The sequence below is a fragment of the Microbulbifer sp. SAOS-129_SWC genome, from assembly GCF_039696035.1.
In the GTDB taxonomy this organism is placed as follows: Bacteria; Pseudomonadota; Gammaproteobacteria; order Pseudomonadales; family Cellvibrionaceae; genus Microbulbifer.
The window spans coordinates 4,287,014-4,308,039 of sequence record NZ_CP155567.1 but is presented as its reverse complement, the minus strand read 5'-3'; the positions used below and the strand labels follow the sequence as shown (position 1 = coordinate 4,308,039).

The 21,026-nt window shown below is 56.8% G+C and carries 11 protein-coding genes; 6 read left to right on the top strand and 5 right to left on the bottom strand.

Going from position 1 to position 21,026, the window contains the following annotated elements; translation table 11 throughout:
• Positions 1-111: 111 nt before the first annotated feature.
• From metF to ABDK11_RS18235, 4 genes are all read right to left on the bottom strand, one after another.
• Positions 112-951, bottom strand: a complete 840-nt coding sequence (metF, locus tag ABDK11_RS18250) for a methylenetetrahydrofolate reductase [NAD(P)H] (RefSeq protein WP_346837957.1) — start codon at positions 949-951, stop codon at positions 112-114.
• A 70-nt stretch (positions 952-1,021) separates the two neighbouring features.
• Positions 1,022-2,407, bottom strand: coding sequence for an adenosylhomocysteinase (gene ahcY / locus ABDK11_RS18245; protein WP_346837956.1), 1,386 nt, complete (start codon positions 2,405-2,407; stop codon positions 1,022-1,024).
• 214 nt (positions 2,408-2,621) lie between these two features.
• Positions 2,622-3,845, bottom strand: coding sequence for a methionine adenosyltransferase (gene metK, locus ABDK11_RS18240; RefSeq protein WP_346837955.1), 1,224 nt, complete (start codon positions 3,843-3,845; stop codon positions 2,622-2,624).
• A 94-nt stretch (positions 3,846-3,939) separates the two neighbouring features.
• Positions 3,940-4,908, bottom strand: coding sequence for a metalloregulator ArsR/SmtB family transcription factor (locus ABDK11_RS18235; protein WP_346837954.1), 969 nt, complete (start codon positions 4,906-4,908; stop codon positions 3,940-3,942).
• Between the two features lie 262 nt (positions 4,909-5,170).
• On the opposite strand from ABDK11_RS18235, the gene tkt reads away from it, so the two are divergent.
• The 5 genes from tkt (at position 5,171) to ABDK11_RS18210 (ending at position 19,663) form a co-directional block, all read left to right on the top strand.
• Entirely contained in the window at positions 5,171-7,171 is a 2,001-nt protein-coding gene (gene tkt, locus ABDK11_RS18230; protein WP_346837953.1) for a transketolase, read from the top strand.
• A 140-nt stretch (positions 7,172-7,311) separates the two neighbouring features.
• On the top strand, positions 7,312-8,316 hold the full coding sequence (gap, locus tag ABDK11_RS18225) for a type I glyceraldehyde-3-phosphate dehydrogenase (protein WP_346837952.1): 1,005 nt from the start codon (positions 7,312-7,314) through the stop codon (positions 8,314-8,316).
• Positions 8,317-8,565: 249 nt separating this feature from the next.
• The gene (locus ABDK11_RS18220; RefSeq protein ID WP_346837951.1) at positions 8,566-9,153 is read left to right on the top strand and encodes a hypothetical protein; all 588 of its coding nucleotides are present in this window, start codon (positions 8,566-8,568) and stop codon (positions 9,151-9,153) included.
• A gap of 2,117 nt (positions 9,154-11,270) precedes the next feature.
• Positions 11,271-19,205 carry an RHS repeat-associated core domain-containing protein gene (locus tag ABDK11_RS18215; protein WP_346837950.1) on the top strand — a complete coding sequence of 2,645 codons (7,935 nt, stop codon included), beginning with the start codon at positions 11,271-11,273 and terminating at the stop codon, positions 19,203-19,205.
• A complete protein-coding gene (locus ABDK11_RS18210; RefSeq protein ID WP_346837949.1) occupies positions 19,202-19,663 on the top strand; it encodes a hypothetical protein in 462 nt (153 codons plus the stop codon). The genes ABDK11_RS18215 and ABDK11_RS18210 overlap by 4 nt, the downstream gene beginning before the upstream one ends.
• Before the next feature lie 57 nt (positions 19,664-19,720).
• On the opposite strand, the gene ABDK11_RS18205 is transcribed toward ABDK11_RS18210, so the two are convergent.
• Positions 19,721-19,975, bottom strand: coding sequence for a hypothetical protein (locus tag ABDK11_RS18205; protein WP_346837948.1), 255 nt, complete (start codon positions 19,973-19,975; stop codon positions 19,721-19,723).
• A 225-nt stretch (positions 19,976-20,200) separates the two neighbouring features.
• Here ABDK11_RS18205 and ABDK11_RS18200 point away from each other — a divergent pair, with 225 nt between their 5' ends.
• Entirely contained in the window at positions 20,201-20,896 is a 696-nt protein-coding gene (locus ABDK11_RS18200; RefSeq protein ID WP_346837947.1) for a transposase, read from the top strand.
• Positions 20,897-21,026: the final 130 nt, after the last annotated feature.

Here is a 21,026-nt window from a genome sequence, read left to right as displayed (position 1 = left end):
GGCGGTTGTCGGTGGGCGGGGTCGGGCGAACACAGGGTTCGCCCTTACGGAAGTCGTGCAGTGGTTCGGGCGGGGTCAGTGCCTGTGGTGCTCGGTAAGCACGCTACTGAATTATTTCTCCGCAACCCCGAGCGCTTTGAGAATCTCCGCAGTCGGGTTCACCTGGTTCATGGTGTAGAAATGCAGTCCCGGCGCGCCGCCGTCGATCAACGTTTCGCACAGGTCGGTGACCACTTCCAGGCCCAGCTTCCTGATATCCGCCGGATCGCGGTAGCTTTCCATGCGCTGGCGCAGCCAGCGCGGGATCTCTGCACCGCAGTTGCGCGAGAAGCGCGCCAGGTTGGTGAAGTTGGTGATCGGCATGATGCCGGGCACGATCGGTGCGTCGATACCGGCCTTGGCGCACTGGTCGACAAAAAAGAAATACGCATCCGGGTTGTAGAAGTACTGGGTCAGCGCGCTGTTGGCGCCGGCGTCAAACTTGCCCTTCAGGTAGCGGATATCGTCGTCGTAGCTCTCCGACTCCGGGTGGATTTCCGGGTAGGCCGCCACTTCGAGGTGGAAGTGATCGCCGGTGTGACGGCGGATAAAGGCCACCAGTTCGTTGGCGTACACCAGCTGTGCTACCGCACCCATCCCCGATGGCATGTCGCCGCGCAGTGCGACGATACGATCGACGCCAGACTCCTTATAGCGCTCCAGCAGGCCCAGCACCGTCTCTTCGTTGTCGCCGCCGAACGACAGGTGCGGCGCGATGGAAATGCCGTCGCGGCGCAGCTCGGTGACGATATTGGCGGTGGTGTCGCGGGTGGTGCCACCGGCGCCGTAGGTAACGGAGAAGAAGTCCGGATCGAACGCCTGCAGCACCTCGCGGGTCGCGTACAGCTTGTTGCGCCCCTCTTCGGTTTTGGGGGGGAAAAATTCGAAGCTGATTCTGGGGGTGTCGGTCATAGTGCTCACTTCCAGTCCCTCGGTTTTCCGGGTGCCGGCCAGTGCCGGCACCCGGAATGGAGAGGCTTGTTTAATACTTGTAACTTTCCGGCTTGTAGGGGCCTTCGGCGGATACGCCGATGTACTTGGCCTGTTCCTCGGTCATGCGCGTGATCACGCCGCCGAAGCCTTCCACCATGTAGCGCGCCACTTCCTCGTCGAGCTGCTTGGGCAGCACTTTGACGTACAGCGCGGACACCTTCTGGTCTGCGGGCAGGTCGGCAAATTTTTCCTGGAACAGGTGGATCTGCGCGAGTACCTGGTTGGCGAAGGAGCCGTCCATGATGCGGCTCGGGTGGCCGGTGGCGTTGCCCAGGTTCACCAGGCGGCCTTCGGACAGCAGCAACAGGTGGTCGTTGGTGGCGGCGTTGCGCACGATCTTGTGCACCTGCGGCTTCACTTCCTGCCATTCCCAGTTCTTGCGCATAAAGGCCGTGTCGATCTCGTTGTCGAAGTGGCCGATATTGCACACCACGGCGCCGCTCTTCAGTGCCTTCAACATCGGCGCGTCGCACACGGTGGTGTTGCCGGTGGTGGTGACGATCAGGTCGGTGTTGGCCAGCAGCGCCTTGTTCACGCCGTCATCGGTGCCGGTATTGATGCCGTCGTTATACGGGGATACCAGTTCGAAGCCGTCCATGCACGCCTGCATCGCACAGATCGGATCCACTTCGGATACCTTGACGATCATGCCTTCCTGGCGCAGCGAGGCGGCGGAGCCCTTGCCCACATCGCCGTAGCCGATCACCAGCGCCTTCTTGCCGGACAGCAGGTGGTCGGTGCCGCGCTTGATGGCGTCGTTGAGGCTGTGGCGGCAGCCGTACTTGTTGTCGTTCTTGCTCTTGGTGACCGCGTCGTTGACGTTGATCGCCGGCACTTTCAGCGTGCCCGCCTTGAGCATGTCCTGCAGGCGGTGTACGCCGGTGGTGGTCTCTTCGCTGATGCCGTGGCAGTTGTCGAGAAGCTGCGGGTACTTGCGGTGCAGCAGTTCGGTCAGGTCGCCGCCGTCGTCGAGGATCAGGTTCGGCTGCCAGCCGGCCACGTCGTCACCGACAGTGCGCTCCAGGCACCACTCGTACTCTTCCTCGGTCTCTCCTTTCCAGGCGAACACCGGAATGCCACTGGCGGCGATGGCCGCGGCGGCGTGATCCTGGGTGGAGAAAATATTGCACGAGGACCAGCGCACTTCGGCACCCAGTGCCACCAGTGTCTCGATCAGCACGGCGGTCTGGATGGTCATGTGGATGCAACCCATGATGCGCGCGTCTTTTAACGGCTGCGCTGCGCGGTATTTCTCGCGCAGGGTCATCAGCGCCGGCATTTCGCCCTCGGCGATCTCGATTTCACGACGGCCCCAATCGGCCAGGGAGATGTCGGCAACTTTAAAGTCTTTGAATTCGGTGCTCATCTGGTTCATTACTCAACCTAATAATTTGTTCGTTGTTTTGCAGTGGCACAGTGCAGATTTTTGCTCCTGCAAATTCTGCATTTCCGCCATCCCTGGCGGTCAGATGTGCCGCCGCCGGCCAGAGCCGGCGCGAGCCCGCCAAATTCAAGCAGAGTCACGTCTCTGCGCCAGAATTTGGCGGGCGACAACCAGATAATTCATGGACGAATTATCTGGTTGAGGGTTAAGAGAGGCCGGCGTGAGCGCGCAGCGCCTCGGCCTTGTCGGTCTTCTCCCACGGAAACGCGGTGAAGGTCTCGCTGCGCTGCTCGCCGTTGCTGTCGGTCCACTCGTAGGTGTGCTCGAACGGCTCGCGGCCGAAGTGGCCGTAAGCGGCAGTGAGCTGGTACATCGGGTGCAGCAGGTCCAGCGCGCGGGAAATCGCGTAGGGGCGCAGGTCGAAGTGCTCGCGCACCAGCTCGATCAGTTTGTCCTCACTTACCTTGCCGGTACCGAAGGTATTGATCGACACCGAGGTCGGCTCGGCCACGCCGATGGCGTAGGACACCTGGATCTCGCAGCGGTTGGCGAGGCCGGCGGCGACGATGTTCTTCGCCACGTAGCGGCCGGCGTAGGCCGCGGAGCGGTCCACCTTGGACGGGTCCTTGCCGGAGAAGGCGCCGCCGCCGTGGCGCGCGGAGCCGCCGTAGGTGTCGACGATGATCTTGCGCCCGGTCAGGCCGCAGTCACCCACCGGGCCGCCGATGACGAACTTGCCGGTCGGGTTGATGTGGTACTGGGTGCCTTCGTGCAGCCACTCTTCCGGCAGCACGTGATTGACGATCAGCTCCAGCACCGCCTCGCGCAGGTCTTCCTGGCTGACTTCCGGATTGTGCTGGGTGGACAGGACGACCGCGTCGATGGCGCAGGGCTGGCCGTTTTCGTCATAGCGGAAAGTCACCTGGCTCTTGGCGTCCGGGCGCAGCCACGGCAGCAGGCCGGACTTGCGCGCTTCCGCCTGGCGCTCCACCAGGCGGTGGGCGTAGTAAACCGGTGCCGGCATGAAGGTGGGGGTCTCATCGGTGGCGTAGCCGAACATCAGGCCCTGGTCGCCGGCGCCCTGGTCTTCCGGCTTGGCGCGGTCGACGCCCTGGGCGATATCCATCGACTGCTTGCCGATCACGTTGATCACGCCGCAGGTCTCGCCGTCGTAGCCGACGTCGGACGAGGTGTAGCCGATCTCGGTGATCACCTTGCGCACCAGGTCTTCCAGGTCGACCCAGGCACTGGTGGAAATCTCCCCGGCGATGACCGCGATACCGGTTTTCACCAGGGTCTCGCAGGCCACGCGGGCGTTCTTGTCGCGCGCCAGCAACGCATCCAGCACTGCGTCGGAAATCTGGTCGGCGATCTTGTCCGGATGTCCTTCGGACACGGACTCCGAGGTAAACAGTCTGTATTCACTCATTGTGATGCTCTCCATGTTTTGCCGGCGGCAAAAATAAAAACAGTGCAATTAATTTGCGGGATGGGAAAGGCGTGCAGTGCACTGCCCATCCTGCTTACGGCTTTATGAATTCCCGAATCTGAATCTGGAAGCCATTGCGCAGTGCGCTGTACACGCTGCGCCCGTTATCCAGCCCCGCTTCCTCGGCCCAGCTGCTCAGCTGTTCCGGCGCAAAACCCAGCCACAGGTCGCCGCAGGCCTCGCGCGCCCAGTCCTGGCGGTGATCCTGCAGCTCCGCCACCAGCAGCTGGCCGCCGCTTTTCAGCGCCGCTTGCAAGTCGCGCAGTATCTGCGCCGGCTCCGGCGTGTGGTGCAGTACCATATTCACGACAATGCTGTCGGCGCTGCCCGGGCGCGCCGCGGCGGTGCGGGTGTCGCCGCAGACAAATTCAATATTGGCCAGCGCGCGCTCATCGGCAAACGCCTGGGCACGCTCCAGCATTGTCGCCGACAGGTCCAGCGCGGTGACGGTGGCGAAACGCGACGCCAGCTCCTCCAGAAACTCGCCCTCGCCGGGGCCCACCTCGATGGCGTGGCGGCCCGGTTTCAGCAGCTGCGCCACCTGCGGGCCGTAGACACTGTAGCTGGCAATCAGCTCCTGCTGTTCGCGGAAGCGGTTGCCATAGTCGGCGAAGAAGCGCCGCGAGGCCTCGGCGCGCTCGGCGGCGATCTGGCCCACCGCCTCCGCCCGCGACTCGGTCAGCGGCAACTGGTCTAAGCTGGCAAACAGCCGCTGCAGCAGCGGGCTGCTGCCGGTGCGGCGGTAGAAGAGGTTGTTGCCCTCGCGGCGCTTGCTCACCAGGCCGGCCTGGGCCAGTACCTTCAGGTGGTGGGACAGCGCCGGCTGGCGCAGCTCGAAGATCCGGCACAGTTCCAGCACGCTGTAGGAGTCCTGGCTCAGCAGGCGCAGTATCTCCAGGCGCAGCGGGTCGCCGGCGGCCTTGAGGGTCGCCGCCAGCTGCGGCAGGGCCGAATCACTGTCGGCGGGCTGCGACTGGACTGCAGTGCTGTCGGATTTGAGCATGGCCGGGAGTCTAGCAGCGGTTGAGGGCTATATCAAAAAGTTTTGATATAGCTGCATAAAATTTTTTTGATGCAGTTGGGTTGTGTTGCTGCAGGCGGCTTTTGTGGGAAAAAGTTGCGATCTGGCGGCAGAATAGCCCCCGGTTACCTTTGCGCCGGGGCGGCGATTACGGGAAAATACGCCCCCAATTTTGCATTGCCGTCGTGGAGCGCCGCCGCCAGAAGCGGGCCTGCGGCTCACCCGAGAACCAGAGAGCTCCCCTATGTCTTCTACTCCGTCACGCAGAGAAAAGGCCAATGCCATTCGCGCCCTGTCGATGGACGCCGTCCAGAAAGCCAACAGCGGCCACCCCGGTGCGCCCATGGGTATGGCGGACATCGCCGAAGTCCTGTGGAACGATTACCTGAAGCACAATCCGGCCAACCCGCACTGGGCCGACCGCGACCGCTTCGTGCTGTCCAATGGCCACGGCTCCATGCTGCTGTATTCGCTGCTGCACCTGACCGGCTACGACCTGCCGATCGAGGAGTTGAAGAACTTCCGCCAGCTGCATTCCAAGACCCCGGGCCACCCGGAGTACGGCTATGCGCCGGGCGTGGAGACCACCACCGGCCCGCTGGGCCAGGGCATCACCAATGCCGTGGGTATGGCGCTGGCGGAGAAGGTGCTGGCGGCACAGTTCAACCGCCCCGGCTACGAGCTGGTAGACCACCACACCTACAGCTTCCTCGGCGACGGCTGCCTGATGGAGGGCATCTCCCACGAGGCCTGCTCCCTGGCCGGCACCCTGGGCCTGGGTAAGCTGATTGCCTTCTACGATGACAACGGCATTTCCATCGACGGCGAAGTGGAAGGCTGGTTTACCGACGACACGCCCAAGCGCTTTGAAGCCTACGGCTGGCACGTGATCCCGGGCGTGGATGGCCACGACTCCGCGGCGATCAAGAAGGCCATCGAGGAGGCCCGCGCGGAAACCGACAAGCCCACACTGATCTGCTGCAAGACCGTGATCGGTTTTGGTTCCCCCAACAAGCAGGGCCGTGAAGAGTGTCACGGTGCCGCACTGGGCGAAGACGAAGTGGCACTGGTGCGCGAGACCATCAACTGGCCCTACGCGCCGTTCGAGATTCCCGAAGCCATCTACGAGGGCTGGAGCGCCCGCGGTAAGGGCGAGGCGCAGGAAGACGAGTGGAAGGATATTCTCGCCGACTACCGCGAGGAGTTCCCGGAGCTGGCGGCGGAATTCGAGCGCCGCGTCAGCGGTGAACTGCCGGCGGACTTCCTGGTAAAAGCCGACGAATACATCAAGCAGTGCCAGCAGGACGCCGAGAAGGTAGCCTCGCGCAAGGCCAGCCAGAACACCCTGAATGCCTTCGGCCCGCTGCTGCCCGAGTTCCTCGGCGGCTCCGCCGACCTGGCCGGTTCCAACCTGACCATCTGGAACGGTTCCAAGGGTATCAGCGCCAATGACGCCGACGGCAACTACGTCTACTACGGCGTGCGCGAATTCGGCATGAGCGCGATGATGAACGGCATCGCCCTGCACGGCGGCTTCGTGCCCTACGGCGCGACCTTCCTGATGTTTATGGAATACGCGCGCAACGCCGTGCGCATGGCCGCGCTGATGAAGCAGCGCGTGCTGTTCGTCTACACCCACGATTCCATCGGTCTGGGCGAAGACGGCCCCACCCACCAGCCGGTGGAGCAGCTGACCGCACTGCGCGCGACCCCCAACCTGCACACCTGGCGCCCCTGCGACGCTACCGAATCCGCGGTGAGCTGGAAGGCGGCCGTGGCGCGCAAAGACGGCCCCAGTGCACTGATCTTCAGCCGCCAGGGCCTGGCGCCGCAGAAACGCGACGACGCGCAGTTGAAGGCTGTGGAGAAGGGCGGCTATGTGCTGGCGGACTGCAACGGCACACCGGAAGCGATCATCATCGCCACCGGCTCGGAAGTGGAGCTGGCCATGGGCGCGAAGGAAAAACTGGCCGGCAAGAACATCCGCGTGGTCTCCATGCCCTGTGCGGAACTGTTTATGGAGCAGGACGCCTCCTACCGCGAATCCGTACTGCCCTCGAACGTGCGCACCCGCGTCGCCGTGGAAGCGGCCCACAAGGACTACTGGTACAAGTTCGTCGGCTTCGACGGCGCCATCGTCGGCATGAGCACCTTCGGCGAATCCGCCCCCGGCGGCGCGCTGATGAAGGAGTTCGGCTTTACCGTCGACAACGTGGTCGAGACCGTGGAAAAGCTGCTGAAGTAATTCCCTACCATACCCGTGAACTGGATGCCGGCCTGCGCCGGCATGACGAATTGATCGTTATTTAGAGTTGTCATCCCGGCGCAGGCCGGGATCCAGTCTTCCCCGGAGCTAACCCCCATGCCAAAGCCGGCGACTGTTCAATGACTATCCGCCTCGCCATCAATGGCTACGGCCGCATCGGCCGGTCAGTACTGCGCGCCCTGTATGAATCCGGTGCCCGCGACCGCATGCAGATAGTGGCGATCAACGAACTGGCCGACTGCGCCACCATCGCCCACCTGACCAAATACGATTCGGTCCACGGCCGTTTTGCCGGTAACGTCTCCACCGAAGCCGAAACGCTCATCGTCAACGGCGATCCCATCGCGGTTACTCACCACGAAGCGCTGGAAGACCTCGACTGGGCCAAACACGATATCGATATCGTGCTGGAGTGCACCGGCAGCTTCACCGAGCGCGAGCGGGCCGAACTGCACCTGAAAGCAGGTGCAAAAAAGGTGCTTTTCTCCCAGCCCGCCAGTCGCGACGTGGACGCCACCATCGTTTACGGCGTCAACGATAAAATCCTGACCGGGGGCGAAACCATCGTCTCCGCCGCCTCCTGCACCACCAACTGCAGCGTGCCGGTGATCTACGCCCTGGACCGGGCCTTCGGTATCGACGCCGGTGTTATCACGACAATTCACTCGGCCATGAACGACCAGCCGGTAAGCGACGCCTACCACCACACCGACCTGCGCAAGACGCGCTCGGCAATGACCTCGATCATTCCCGTGGACACCGGCCTCGCCCGCGGTATCGAGCGCATACTGCCGCACCTGGCCGACCGGTTCGAAGCCCAGGCGATGCGCGTTCCCACGGTCAACGTGTCCGCCATCGACCTCTCCATCCAGGTGCACAAGTCTGTCACCCAGGCCGAAGTGAACGCCCTGCTCCAATCCGCCGCCGAATCCGAGTTCGCCGGTATTCTCGGCTACACCGAGGAGCCCCTCGCGTCCTGCGATTTCAACCACGACACCCGCTCCGGTATCGTCGACGCCAGCCAGACACGGGTGGCCGGCGGCAGGCTGGTCAAGGTACTGATCTGGTTCGATAACGAGTGGGGCTTTGCCAACAGAATGCTGGATGTGGCGAATCGACTGTAAATGTCGATCTGTGGGTCATTGCAGTCGATGCCAATTAATAAAAATCCTGAACAGTTGCGATTTGCAAGAGTCTGAACCTGTCAATTTTCCGGACGCTTCCGTATTTGTGACGCTTATCACGTCTGTCGCTTTTTTATCTAATTGAACCTGAATATCCTGACAGTTGTATATCTATTGCCCTTATTTTCCCGTGTCGCCCAGAGGTAAACTTCTCGGCCTTGCGTCTGCGGATTTTATTAGGCTGAGAAATTGGAATACAGAAAAATAATAAATGTTTGGGTTGACAAAAAAATTCAATTCAAAAATTTATATTCGATTACCGAAAAACGGAAAACTGCCAAGTCAAAAAGTGTAATTAATAGATTACTTTTTTTCGCCTTTTGGTGTTGTGTTTCAGTCAATGCTGCAGCAGTTACTGCAACTGCAAATGGGTCGGATGGTTCTATTTTTGTCGATTGGTCCGGCTCATATTCATTGGTTCACTTGGCCGAATATAAGAATGGCGTTTTCCAGAGAACTATAACTCCTTCTGGGATAATAAGTTCGTACAAGGTGACAAATAGGTCCGAAGGGATCTGGAAATATAGCGTCTCCGGTGAGCCTACAAGTATTGGCGGCGGTGGCGGATGTATTCCTAATTGTCCATTTGCCTTTTGGGAAAGGTTAAAGAAAAACCCGCTGTTCTTTTTGGCTTCCTCTGCGTATGCAGGAGAGTATATCGGTGACGCTGAAGTAGAAATGCTAAAAAGGCCGGGTGTCCCGGGGTCTATTAGCTTGGCTACAACAGATAAAGACGGTTCCTATACCATAAGTTGGGGGCTGCGACCGGGCCTGTAGACCGATACGAATTACAACAACGCAAAGATGGCGGTAGTTGGTCCAGAATACATAACGGTGGCGCAAGAAGTAAAAGTGTCAGTGGAAAGGCTACTGGCATATACGAATATCGTGTCAGGGCGTGTAATGATAGCGATTATTCTTCAAAGATCAGTTGTTACAATTACACTGCAATAAAATCCATTACAGTTATCCGCACGCCCGGTTCCATTAGTGTTCCCGGAAGCAGTAAGAATGGCAGTGTGTCTGTCAGTTGGTCATCTGTATCCGGTGCGGCTAGTTATAAGCTGCAGGAACGAAAAAATAGCGGATCCTGGGCAAATGTATATAGCGGCACCGGAACAGGCAAAACGCTGACGGGACGCGGCACCGGAAGCTATGTGTATCGAGTGGCGGCAGTCGAAAATGGATACACTGGTAATTACAAAACCTCTGCAACAGTAATTGTTTCTCGAGCTCCGGCCGTTCCTTCGTCTATCACTGTACCCGCTAGCTCTGGTAATGGTTCTTATAGCGTAAGCTGGAGTTCAGTAACCAATGCCAGTGAATACACCTTGGAGCAAAGTAATGCCGCCAACGGTAGTTGGACTGTTACAGGTACCAGTAAGAGTTTTTCCAAGACTGCGAATGGCAGTTACTCATATAGGGTGCGTGCTTGCAATGTCTACAGCAGTGTAAAGTCCTGTAGCGCCTATACAGCAAAAAGTACTATTGCTGTGGTGCTTCCCCCCACATCGATTTCTGTACCGGCCTCAAGTACGAGTGGTAGTGTAGCTGTTTCCTGGGCGAGTGTATCGAGTGCTACCAGCTACAAACTACAAGAGCAGAAGGACGGCGGTTCTTGGTCAAATGTATATTCTGGGTCGTCAACGAGTAAAACGCTAACGGGGCGCGCAACGGGCGCCTATAAATATCGTATTTCTGTCACTGTGGGTGGCGTTACCAGTTCCTATAAAACTTCTGGCAACGTAATAGTTTCCCGGGCACCTGGCGTGCCTACTGGTCTTTCCGTGCCTGCAGCCTCTTCAGGATCTTATTCTGTAAGTTGGGATGCTGTTAGTGGGGTAGACAGCTATAGACTGGAGCAAAGTGGTGCGGCAACAGGGAACTGGTCCCCAACCGGAACTAGCAAAAGCTTCACCAAGAGTTCAGATGGAGATTATTCATACAGGGTGCGGGCCTGTAATGTCTATAGCGGTGTCATTTCCTGCGGAAGCTGGACAGCCAAGAGTACCGTCTCAGTAACCATCCCGAAAATTTCCGGCCCAGGCAGCAGTACAACTGGCTCTTATACGATTAGCTACCTTGCTACATCAGGCCCGGATGCCAAGTTAAAGATCTATCATAATGATGTTCTTGCGGGAGATCCTGCTGTAAGCGCCTCTGGTGGTACTTTTCCGGTTAGCAGTGCTGATTCCGGAACCTGGGATTATAAACTTTTGTCTGGCACAGAATGTCGGCAATACGATATGCAGGGGAAATGCACAGAACCTGGTCTCATGGCTCTCAAGGGACAAGCTACAGTTGAAGTGGATATTCCCAAGACGGGTGCCATTTCCCTTTCGGCAAATAATAAAACGGGATCGTATACCGTAAGCTGGGGTGCCGCTTCTGGGGCGCCGAGTAGATATGAATTGCAGGAGAATAAGGACGGTGGCGGCTGGTCCACTGTGTATAGCAACTCTTCTGCATCAGCTTCGTTATCTGCGAGGGCAACAGGCGTTTACGACTATAGAGTTCGCGCCTGTTTCAGTGGCTGTAGCTACTATTCGGCAACAAAGAGTATAACCGTAGTCCGCACTCCTTCTTCGATTACCGTTCCGGCATCCAGTACCAACGGTAGTGTCGCAATTTCCTGGGCGAGTGTGGCTGGTGCGGCGAGCTATCAACTACAGGAGCAGAAAGACGGTGGTAGCTGGTCGAATGTCTACAGCGGCACTGGAACCAGTACCACTTTGTCCGGCAGGGGGACGGGTACATACGTATACCGCGTGGCAGCGATAGAAAATAGCGTCACCGGAAACTATAAGACATCCGGTAATGTCATTGTGTCTCGTGCGCCCGCGGTTCCTGCTGGGCTTACGGTGCCCAGCAGCTCCTCTAACGGAATCTACACTGTGAGCTGGAATTCGACTTCCGGAGCAGAGAGTTACAACCTGGAAGAGAGTGGTGCATCATCGGGAAGCTGGACCCAAAGTGGCATCAGCAGGACCTTCACCAAAAGCACCGATGGCAACTATTCATATCGTGTCCAGTCTTGCAGTATCTACAGTGGTGTTACTTCCTGCAGCGGCTGGACCGGCCTGAAAACTGTGGTCATCACGTTGCCGGATTTCTTCGTGCAGAATGTGGATCGCGGTGAAGTTCAGTTGGTTTGGAAAGATTGGGCTGTCGATAAAGTAACACTGAAAAGAGGTGGAGTTACCATCTATGACTCCGGATGGAGCTATTCTGGTCAGGGTCGTACATATACCGATACGCTCTCAGTAAGTGGCAGTTACAGCTATACCCTTGTGGGATGGCAGTGCATTAATGAGGGGGCAGGAGGTTCCTGCATACAGAATTCCTTGGGAAGCCGGGGGCCGGTAAGTGCTGATGTGCTTATTGAGCCCAGCGTTCCCAATTTGAGTATTGATACTGGTAGCTCGACCAATACCTCTTATAGTGGGATGTTGGGAATTACATCGACAAGTACCGGGCCTATCGATCAGGTTCAATGGCAGATGCGTACCGCAGGTGGAAGTTGGCCTACGCAAAGCCAGATCTCCTCCAGTACGAGTTTTACCGTTTCTGATCTGGCAGACGGAAATTATGAGTTCCGTAGTAAAAACTGTAATGCCGAGGGCTGCAGCAGTAACTGGAGTGCCACAGCAGGTGCTGAAATTTGGAAAATAAACCCGCCATCACAGCCAGTAATCAATGCTATTTCAAACAGCACTGATGGTTTGGTAAATATTAGTTGGCAGGATTTGACCGGTGAGTTTGCAGATAAGTATGAGATTTATGAAAACGGTTCAACCTCACCGACGTATACGCTGACAAGCAACTCCGGGAATAAAAAAGCTCCAAATACGCCTCACAGTTATCAACCCGCTGAACTGGCCGATGGCAGCTACAGCTATGTTGTTGTGGCCTGTAACCCCGCGGGCTGCTCCGCCCCCAGTAATTCCAGGTCATTAATTGTTGCGCACAGGCCCACAGATCCCGGGGCGCCGTCTCATGCGGATACCAGCAGTGGTTCCGTATATGTGACGTGGGATGTCGCTCCTGGAGCTGATATCTATTACGAGTTACAGCAGCGCGAAGTGGATGGCACTTGGTCCGATAGCGGCCTTGGTGCTATTCAGTATAACGAGGCCATCGTCAGGGGGCTGACACAATCGGATTGGCAGTTCTCGGTGCGAGCCTGTAACAAGTACGCGTGGTCATGTAGCGATTACAGCCCCGCTTCTGCAGCTGTGGCGGTGGTGCCTGCTCCAGGCTGGGCAAATACGGATTATGTCTCGGTCGAGAATGCCCTGAATACCATGGGTGCGTCTGCAGCGCACGCTAGGACCGTTGGAGCGCTGTCCGCGGCTGGTAGCGTCAGCGGTGGCCAAGCGAGTTATAGAGTTCAAATTCATATTCCGCCGGGTAGAAATAAGGTGCAGCCCAGCGTGAACCTGTCCTACTCCAGTCAGGGCGGCAATGGTGTCCTCGGTATGGGCTGGTCAATCTCCGCGACGTCCGCGATCAGTCGCTGTGGCGAAACACTGGTGCATGACGGCGTTATCAAGCCAGTCCAATACAGTTCCAGTGATGATCGGCTGTGCCTGGATGGTCAGCGTCTGCTACTAATCAGCGGTACATATGGAAGTTCCGGGGCGGTGTATCGGAAAGAGCTGGATGACTTTACCCGGATCACTCAGTCCGGAGGGATCAACTCCTCTGGAACCTACTTTGTTGCAGAATTGAAGAATGGTCGAATTCGCTATTACGGCAATAGCGCGGATAGCCGACATACTCCGGCAGGCGCACCGGCACCCTTGAGCTGGGCTATTAGCCGCGAAGAGGATCGGACCGTATCTGCCAATTCCATAGTGTACAAATATGGAAATAATGGCAGTGGAGAGTATCTCCTTGACAACATCTATTACACCGGAAATGGATCAACGCAGGGTAATAGACGGATCAATTTTGTTTATGAGCCAAGGCCAGATGTTTCCTCCCGTTACCTGGCGGGAGGTTTGACCCGGCAGACGAAGCGTTTGGACAAAATTTTTACCTATGTGGGTTCGGCCAAGGTCCTGGAGTATCGTACAGGGTATAAGGTGAGTGATGCCTCGCAGCGGAGCCTGCTGAGCAGCCTCCAGGAGTGCGGTTACGAGGGTTCCAGCACAAAATGCCATACTGCGACGAACTTTACCTGGGAAGACGCCGCTGAGAGCTTTGCGCTGGAGAAAGTAGGCTATGTGGATTCTTCGGGAAATTTCGTTGAGCAGCTTCAAGGTGCTCGCGAGATAGCTGATGTCAGTCCGAAAGGCGATGCCGATGGCAATGGCGTGGTGGACTGGCCGACCTGGCAGCAGGATGCTGAAGGACGGTTTGTCAGCACAAAATCAGATGACCTGCATACCTGTCAATATAGCTTTATAACCCAGAGCCGTAATTGTGCTTCCGGAGATTTTAACCAGGACGGAAAAACGGACAGCTGGAGATCCCAGAATGGAATCCTGGAGATCGCCTATTCGTCGAACAACTGGATTTCCACCGGGATACCAATGGCCGGTAGTGGGGGCGGAGAGTTTGTATCTTATATCTCCGATTTTAACCGCGATGGCCGGCCGGATATTGTGATAGAGAGAGGTAACTGCTGCTCTGGCGACATATATCTCTACTTGCATACCGGAGATGACTCAGCACCATTCGTTGATAACGGCAAGAAGATATATAGCTATGACTCTTCCGATGGAGTGCACCGCACTACCTCCGTACAGTTTGTTGGCGATATGGACGGCAATGGGGTGCCGGACTTTGTAGAGTTCAATAACGATCTCCCAATTAACAATGGCAGCAACCTGTCGCGCCAGCCCATGCCGGTGCGTATGTTCCTGGCCGAGAGTGCTTCCCCCAGTACGGTGACATTCAGTCCGGTTACTATGAGTGCGCATGCCCAGCCGGATATGACAACAGGGGTCTATTATTTCCACTATTTCCTGGATGTTAATGGTGATGGTCTGCTCGACTGGATCACCTGGGAGCATGGCGGCGGTTTGCTGCTCAGCCTGAATCAGGGGGGCGGCGTATTCTCCGACTGGAGTACCATTCAAGACAGTGCCGGCCTTATTGAAACCAAGAAGTTCCCGTACTATCACAGCGCTTCCGCTGAGTGGCGGATCGCCGTGTATGCCAGGTATTCGGGAGGTTTTCGGCAGTTTGATATAGATGCCGATGGGCGCAATGAGATATTGATGCCCGGTACCAGGCTGGTTACCTCTTGCCAGAAGTTGAGTAGCTTTGAAGGTACATCGACACTGCAGCAAATTACTGTCTGCGGCGATGACTTGTATGACAAGCTTCTGGACTACTCCTCGGATGCAGGGCGCCAGTGGCACGCCATAGATGTCGATAACTTGGACGACAGTGTCTACCAGTACAATGCGCTTAAGTTTGTTGAGAACAGCGATGGCACCTTTAAAGCCGAACTTGTTCCTACCGAGATAGTCGGCTCAGCCACCCAGTCTGCGGCTTTCGACGGTTTTGGTAACGGATTGCAGGACCTGGTATTCACTTACGGTTGTCGCAATGAGTGGTGCTCGATTTCCAGCGACAGCGGTGTAATGTCGGGCAAGGCCTACGGTGCTTACATCAACCGCAATCGCGGCTCGGCGACCGGCAGCGAGCGCTATGAGCCGACCGATATGCTGGTGGCCGCAGAGGATGGCTTTGGAGTGCGCGATGAGTGGCGTTACCGTCCGTTATCTTCCCGCGACAGCGACGGTGACGGGGTAATCGACGACAGGCCGTTCTATGAACGCGGCGGTTACCTGGACAACCTGGATCAGGCTACTCGACTTGACCATTTCGAGTTTACCTCCAGTATGTACGTTGTAGCGGAACACAGCGAATCCAACGGTATCGGCGGCCTGAATGCGACCGAGTATCGCTACAAGGGGGCGGTATACAACCACAAGGGTCGCGGCTTCCAGGGGTTCCATACCATTATCGAGGAGGACCAGGCAGCCAATATCGAGACCCAGTCCGACTTCCACCAGATATTCCCGCTGGCCGGCAAGCTGTACAAGCAGCGCAAGTGGGAGCTGGGTGACCGGGTCTCCGATAGCGACAGCGTTGATCCTTTCGAGGAGAGCAGCTTTGTGTGGCAGTTCTGGCCCAAGGGTGGCCAGGCCTCGCCGGTAACGGTAAGTACGCTCGCCGATAACTGGAGTGTGTCCGCAAACGATCCCTACTTTGTCGGCCCCCAGGAGCAGAGTACCGTCCACCGGACGCTCGGGAAGTCCGGCAACTCTCGCACGGAGTTGTATACACAAAGCCAGACCAGCAGCTTTGACCAGTGGGGCAACCTGCTGTCGGCGGAGAGCCGCTACGAAGAGGCGAACAGCTCACATATCGTCTCCAGTACCACGGACACCCAGTACGTGACTGCGGACCAGTCCAACTGGTGGCTCAATAAGCCGCTGCAACAGACGGTCACCAAGCACGCCATTCAGAACCGCAATGGTGTGGCGATAGCTTCCGGTACTGATAACGACGAGTCCCTGGTGGTGGATTACCTGCTTTGGGATGATGACGCGCGTAAACCCTCACAGGTGAAAACGACACCCTCCGATGGCAAATGGAGCCAGGTTGACACGATTTACAATAGCGATGGCCTGCCCACGAAAGTGACCACGACCGCCCAGGGGGAGACCGCGTCGCGCTTTGTGCAGACAACGGCATTCAGTACTGATGGGTATTTCCCGAAAACCGTAAAAAATGCCCTGGGGCATGCGGTGACTACCGTAACCAACGCGGCATTTGGCAAGCCTGACTCGGTAACCGATGCCAATGGGCTGACCACCAGCTTTGGCTACGATGCCTTTGGCCGTGCCATCACCGTCACGGCACCGAGTGCCCTCGGCCTCAAGACGGCGCCGGATGCGCATACCGCGCTGCAGTGGTGTAGCCCCTGCAGCAGCGCGCCGAGTGCCGTGTACAAGACCATCAAGCAGCAGGCCGGTAAGCCCACCCAGATCAGCTACCACGACAGCCTGGGCCGGGTGATCCGCAACGAGGTGCAGGCATTCGACGGTGCCGACTGGGTGGTTACCGAGAAGCAGTTCAATGCGCTCGGCCAGGTCACCTTCCAATCCGTGCCCCACTACACCAGCGCTGCCAACAGCTATGGCACCCGTTACCTGGCATATGACACCCTGGGCCGCGCGCTGCACAAGACGGTGGATCAGACCAACGGTCAGCTGCTGGATATCCATTACACCCACGAGCAGAACCTGGGCTTTACCACACAGGTCAACGTGAATGGCCGGCTGATGTACCGTACCTACAATGGCCTGCAGCAGTTGACGCAGACGGTGGATGCGTTACAGGGCAGCACCGACTATGCCTACGACGGCGCCGGCAACCCGATAGTGCTGCAGGATGCCCTCGGCAACCGCATCATTGCCGAATATAACGCCCTGGGGCAGAAGAAGTCGGTGGACGACCCGAACATGGGCCTCAAGTCCTTTACCTATACCGGCTTCGGCGAGGTGGAGTCCGAGACCGATGCCAAGCTGCAGGTGGTCGAGTATCACTACGACCAGCTCGGCCGGATCGATCAGCGGTTGGTGGACGGCACAATCGATGCCTCGTGGACTTATGACGCCGCCGCCAATGGTATCGGCCTGCCCGATAAGGCCATGACCGGTGATGGCGACTACAGCCGCAGTTACCACTACGACGCCCTGAGTCGCCCGGATCAGGTAACGACCACCATTGCTGGTGAAGATTTTGTAACCCTGAACCAATACGACCACAACCTCGGTCGCCTGAAGGGAATGACCTATCCGGATGGGTTGACGCTGCAATACAGCTACAACAGCGCAGGGTACCGCTACCGCACCAGTAACGCGGGCAGTGACTACACCTACCGGGAAATCACCCAGATGGATGCGTGGGGCGAGTGGGAGTTCGCCAATGTTGCCGCCGGCAACTATACGATCGGGCGCGATTTCTATGACCAGACTGGGCAGATGTCCGGGTCCACTTTCGACAACCTGATCGAGAACCATCAAGCCCTGGCATACGATTACGACAACTTCGGCAACCTGTGGCACAAGACGGTGCAGGTGCCGAGTGCCAGTCCGTCCATGAACACGGAGACCTACACTTACGACGCCTTGAATCGTCTCGACTACAGCAGCAGAACCAATGGCCCCGCAATCGACTACGACTACGATGCCATCGGCAACCTGCTGAAAAAAGACGACTTCGCCACCAGCTACGACTACTCGGGCGGTAGTACCGGCGGGCCCAGTGCGGTCAAGAGTGTCGCCCTGATCGGCGGTGGTAGCGTTGGCTATTGCTATGATGCCAACGGCAACCGCATTGGCGAGGCCGCGGGCGGAAGCTGTTCACCGGGCAGCAACCAGAACATCTGGTACAACGCCTTTAACAAACCACTGCATATCAGCCGCAATGGCACCGACCTGTACTTCTCCTACGGCGCCGACCAGAAGCGTTACAGGCAGATCAACCAGACCTCGGGCAAGACAACGGTCTATATCGACAAGTTGTTCGAGCGTATCAGCGGCGGCGGGGGCACCAGGTACCGACACTATATCGACGATATTGCCGTGGTCACCAACACCTCGGGCGCCAGCGGCACCAGTTACGCCGTCGGCTTTACCCACCGCGACCGCCTGGGGTCGACGGTAGCCATTGGTGATGAGTCGGGCAACCTGAAGGAAACCCACAGTTTCGACCCGTTCGGCAAGCCACGCCAGGGGAATATCCTCGACAAGGCGGTGCCAACGCTGGAGAGCAGCTTCACCACCCGGGGCTTTACGGATCACGAGCATCTGGATGATGTCGAGTTGATTCATATGAATGGGCGGGCTTATGATTACAATCTTGGGCGGTTCTTGTCGGTTGATCCGGTTGTTCAGGCGCCGGGGAATAGTCAGTCACTGAACCCTTATTCCTACATTATGAACAACCCATTGGCGGGTACTGACCCGAGTGGATATTGTGCCGCATCGAGGCTGGCAAGTATCTGCGGTAATTTGCCAACGGCGAATTGGGGTGGAAGCGTAACCGATATGGCTAGAAAGAATCATGCTGTGTCGGCACAAGGTAATGGGTTTAATAATCAAGCAATAAATAATGCGCTATCTAAAGCAAAAATACCTGGGGCTGCCTCGGAAAAATTGTCTCTTGGTGCGCGAGAGAATGTGCAGCAGGTAAAAGATGCTAGTGGGCAGAGTGTTAATGCAGCGTCAACGGGAGTATTACCTTGGGGGGCTGCCGGAAGCCTGCTTGGTGTTGGTGCCCGCTTCCTGACAAGCCTGTTTGGCATGAGCACGTTATTAACATCGAGTAGCTACGATAATCCAGACGATTACATTACTGTCTATCGAGGTACGGATTTACGGTCTGAAATAGAAGTTCAAAAAGAAACTGGTCTGATAATGAGTGATGCAGCTCGAAATTATTATCAGGAAAAGATCGGAGATAAATTTTGGTCTGGTGAAGAAGTTACCGCTCGTATGAGAATGGAAACTGCCGCAAAAGCCGGGGTTGTTGCTGTGAGGCGTCACGCTGAGCTTGTAGCTATGTATGGGGGAGAGGAAAATTTAGCTCGTGTTCAAACTAGCGCGGGAACGGAATTTCCAAATCCTCCGAGAAGTATGTTTTCAGTGACCACAGACTTGAGCGTAGCGAGGAAGTTTGCAAGAGGGGGAGCCGTTTATATGCAAAGAGTAAATAGGCACAAGTTGATTGAAACCCCTGTGAATGGGAGCGAGTCGGAATATTTTATTCGGGCTCAAATGATGATGGAGAGGATTGAATGATGGGCAACTTGAATTCTGCTTCCTTGCATTCGATTGTTGTTGATGAAGAAGAGATTTTTGTTCTTTCTGGTGATGAGTCTATAGCGATTTTGGAAGGGGCTGACATAGATGGAGAGCCCCTTTCGGAAATTGGTATTCCGCAGTTTTGGTGGAAGGTAATTTCTGGCTCCGATAGATTAGCTCTTGCCTTGCATAGAGGGCCTCAAACGTTCGGGCAGTGGTGGTTTCTGGTCCTTTGTTTAATCGGGGATGAGTATAGGCGAGTAGAGCTTTTGCAGGGCGAATGCGAGTCATGTGATTGGAAAGGGTGGGTTGCGACCCCGTTATCAAATGACATTTACACAGGAAGCCCTGATCGAATTGCGGCGTTTAATCGTGCTAAAGCGCTCCCTGTAGTTGGTTGTCCGAAATGCGGGGGAAGGCTGAACAAACACGCTGTTTGGGCTGCCCATGGTTAAATTAGCTTAAATCTAGAATACAACGCCCGGCGCAGATTCCTTGCCGGGGCTTTGTCATTAACAAAACCGCCGAAGCTGCCGCTCAACCTCTGCAAGTCCCTCCTGGTGCACCCCCGGAAACCGATCCACGGCGGCCACCAATGCCTGCGCCGCCGGCTCGATCCAGGCGATGGCCTCCAGCGTCTCCTGGTGCTGCTGGGTCAGATCTCGCCAGTGCCAAATCGGTTCGTGATGAAAAATCCGGTTCCGCAGATAACGGATGCGCTGAAAACGCCGGGAGAGGTTTTGCCGGGTGCGCTGGCGGCGGGGCATCTCGGGGAAAACGGCTCTGAGCAGGCGCGGCCATAGCACCTGTTCATAGCGCCGGTCGAGCAGGCTGGTCCAGAACCCGAAATTGAGTTCGGCGATGATGCGGCCTGGATCGAGGGGCTTGCGCTGTCGTTGAATAATTGGGGTCAGAGTAAAATTTTGACATCAAAATCCCCTTCTCTATATATTTAATATCTATGCTAAAGTCACAAGTTCAAGGAGGAACTCATGGCTCGCCTACCCCGCCTGGCCCCGATCGGAATTCCCCAGCACGTTATCCAGCGCGGCAACAACCGGCAGGCGTGCTTTTGTTGTGAAGATGACTTTATTGCCTATGCCGGCTGGCTGCGCGATTACGCCGAGGAATACCTGGTAGAAGTGCATGCCTGGGTTTTTATGACCAACCACGTCCACCTATTGGTGACGCCGCGGCAGGAGGAGGCCGTGGCCAGAATGATGCAGGCGCTGGGGCGTATGTATGTACGCTATTTCAATCGCGCCTACCGGCGTTCTGGTACTTTGTGGGAGGGGCGCTACAAGTCCTGTCTGGTGCAGTCGGAAGATTACCTGTTGCAGTGCTATCGCTACATAGAGCTGAATCCCGTGCGCGCCAATATGGTAGCCGATCCCGCTGAGTACTATTGGTCCAGTTACGCGAGCAATGCGCTGGGTAAAAAGTCGAGCCTGCTGACGCCGCATCCAGAGTACCTTCGACTGGGGCGGTATCCAAAGTTGCGTCGGGAGCGCTATCGCGCCTTATTTTCAGTTCATCTTGATAAAAAGCTTACAGAGGATATTTCATCTGCGGTGAACAAAGGGCTGGCGCTGGGAAGTGGCCGGTTTAAGGATGAGATAGAACAGCAGTATCAGCGGCGAGTCACGCCTCGCGTTGCCGGCCGGCCCTGTCTGGATTGGCCGGAATAACTGGTTGCTGTTTTCCTGCGCCAGTGTGAAATACCGAATTTCCCCGATTTTTGAATCATTTTTGAAATTAACAGCAAAAGCGCAGTGTGCCCATCCACGCTTTTACTACTGAGCTGATAAATTTCCGTCA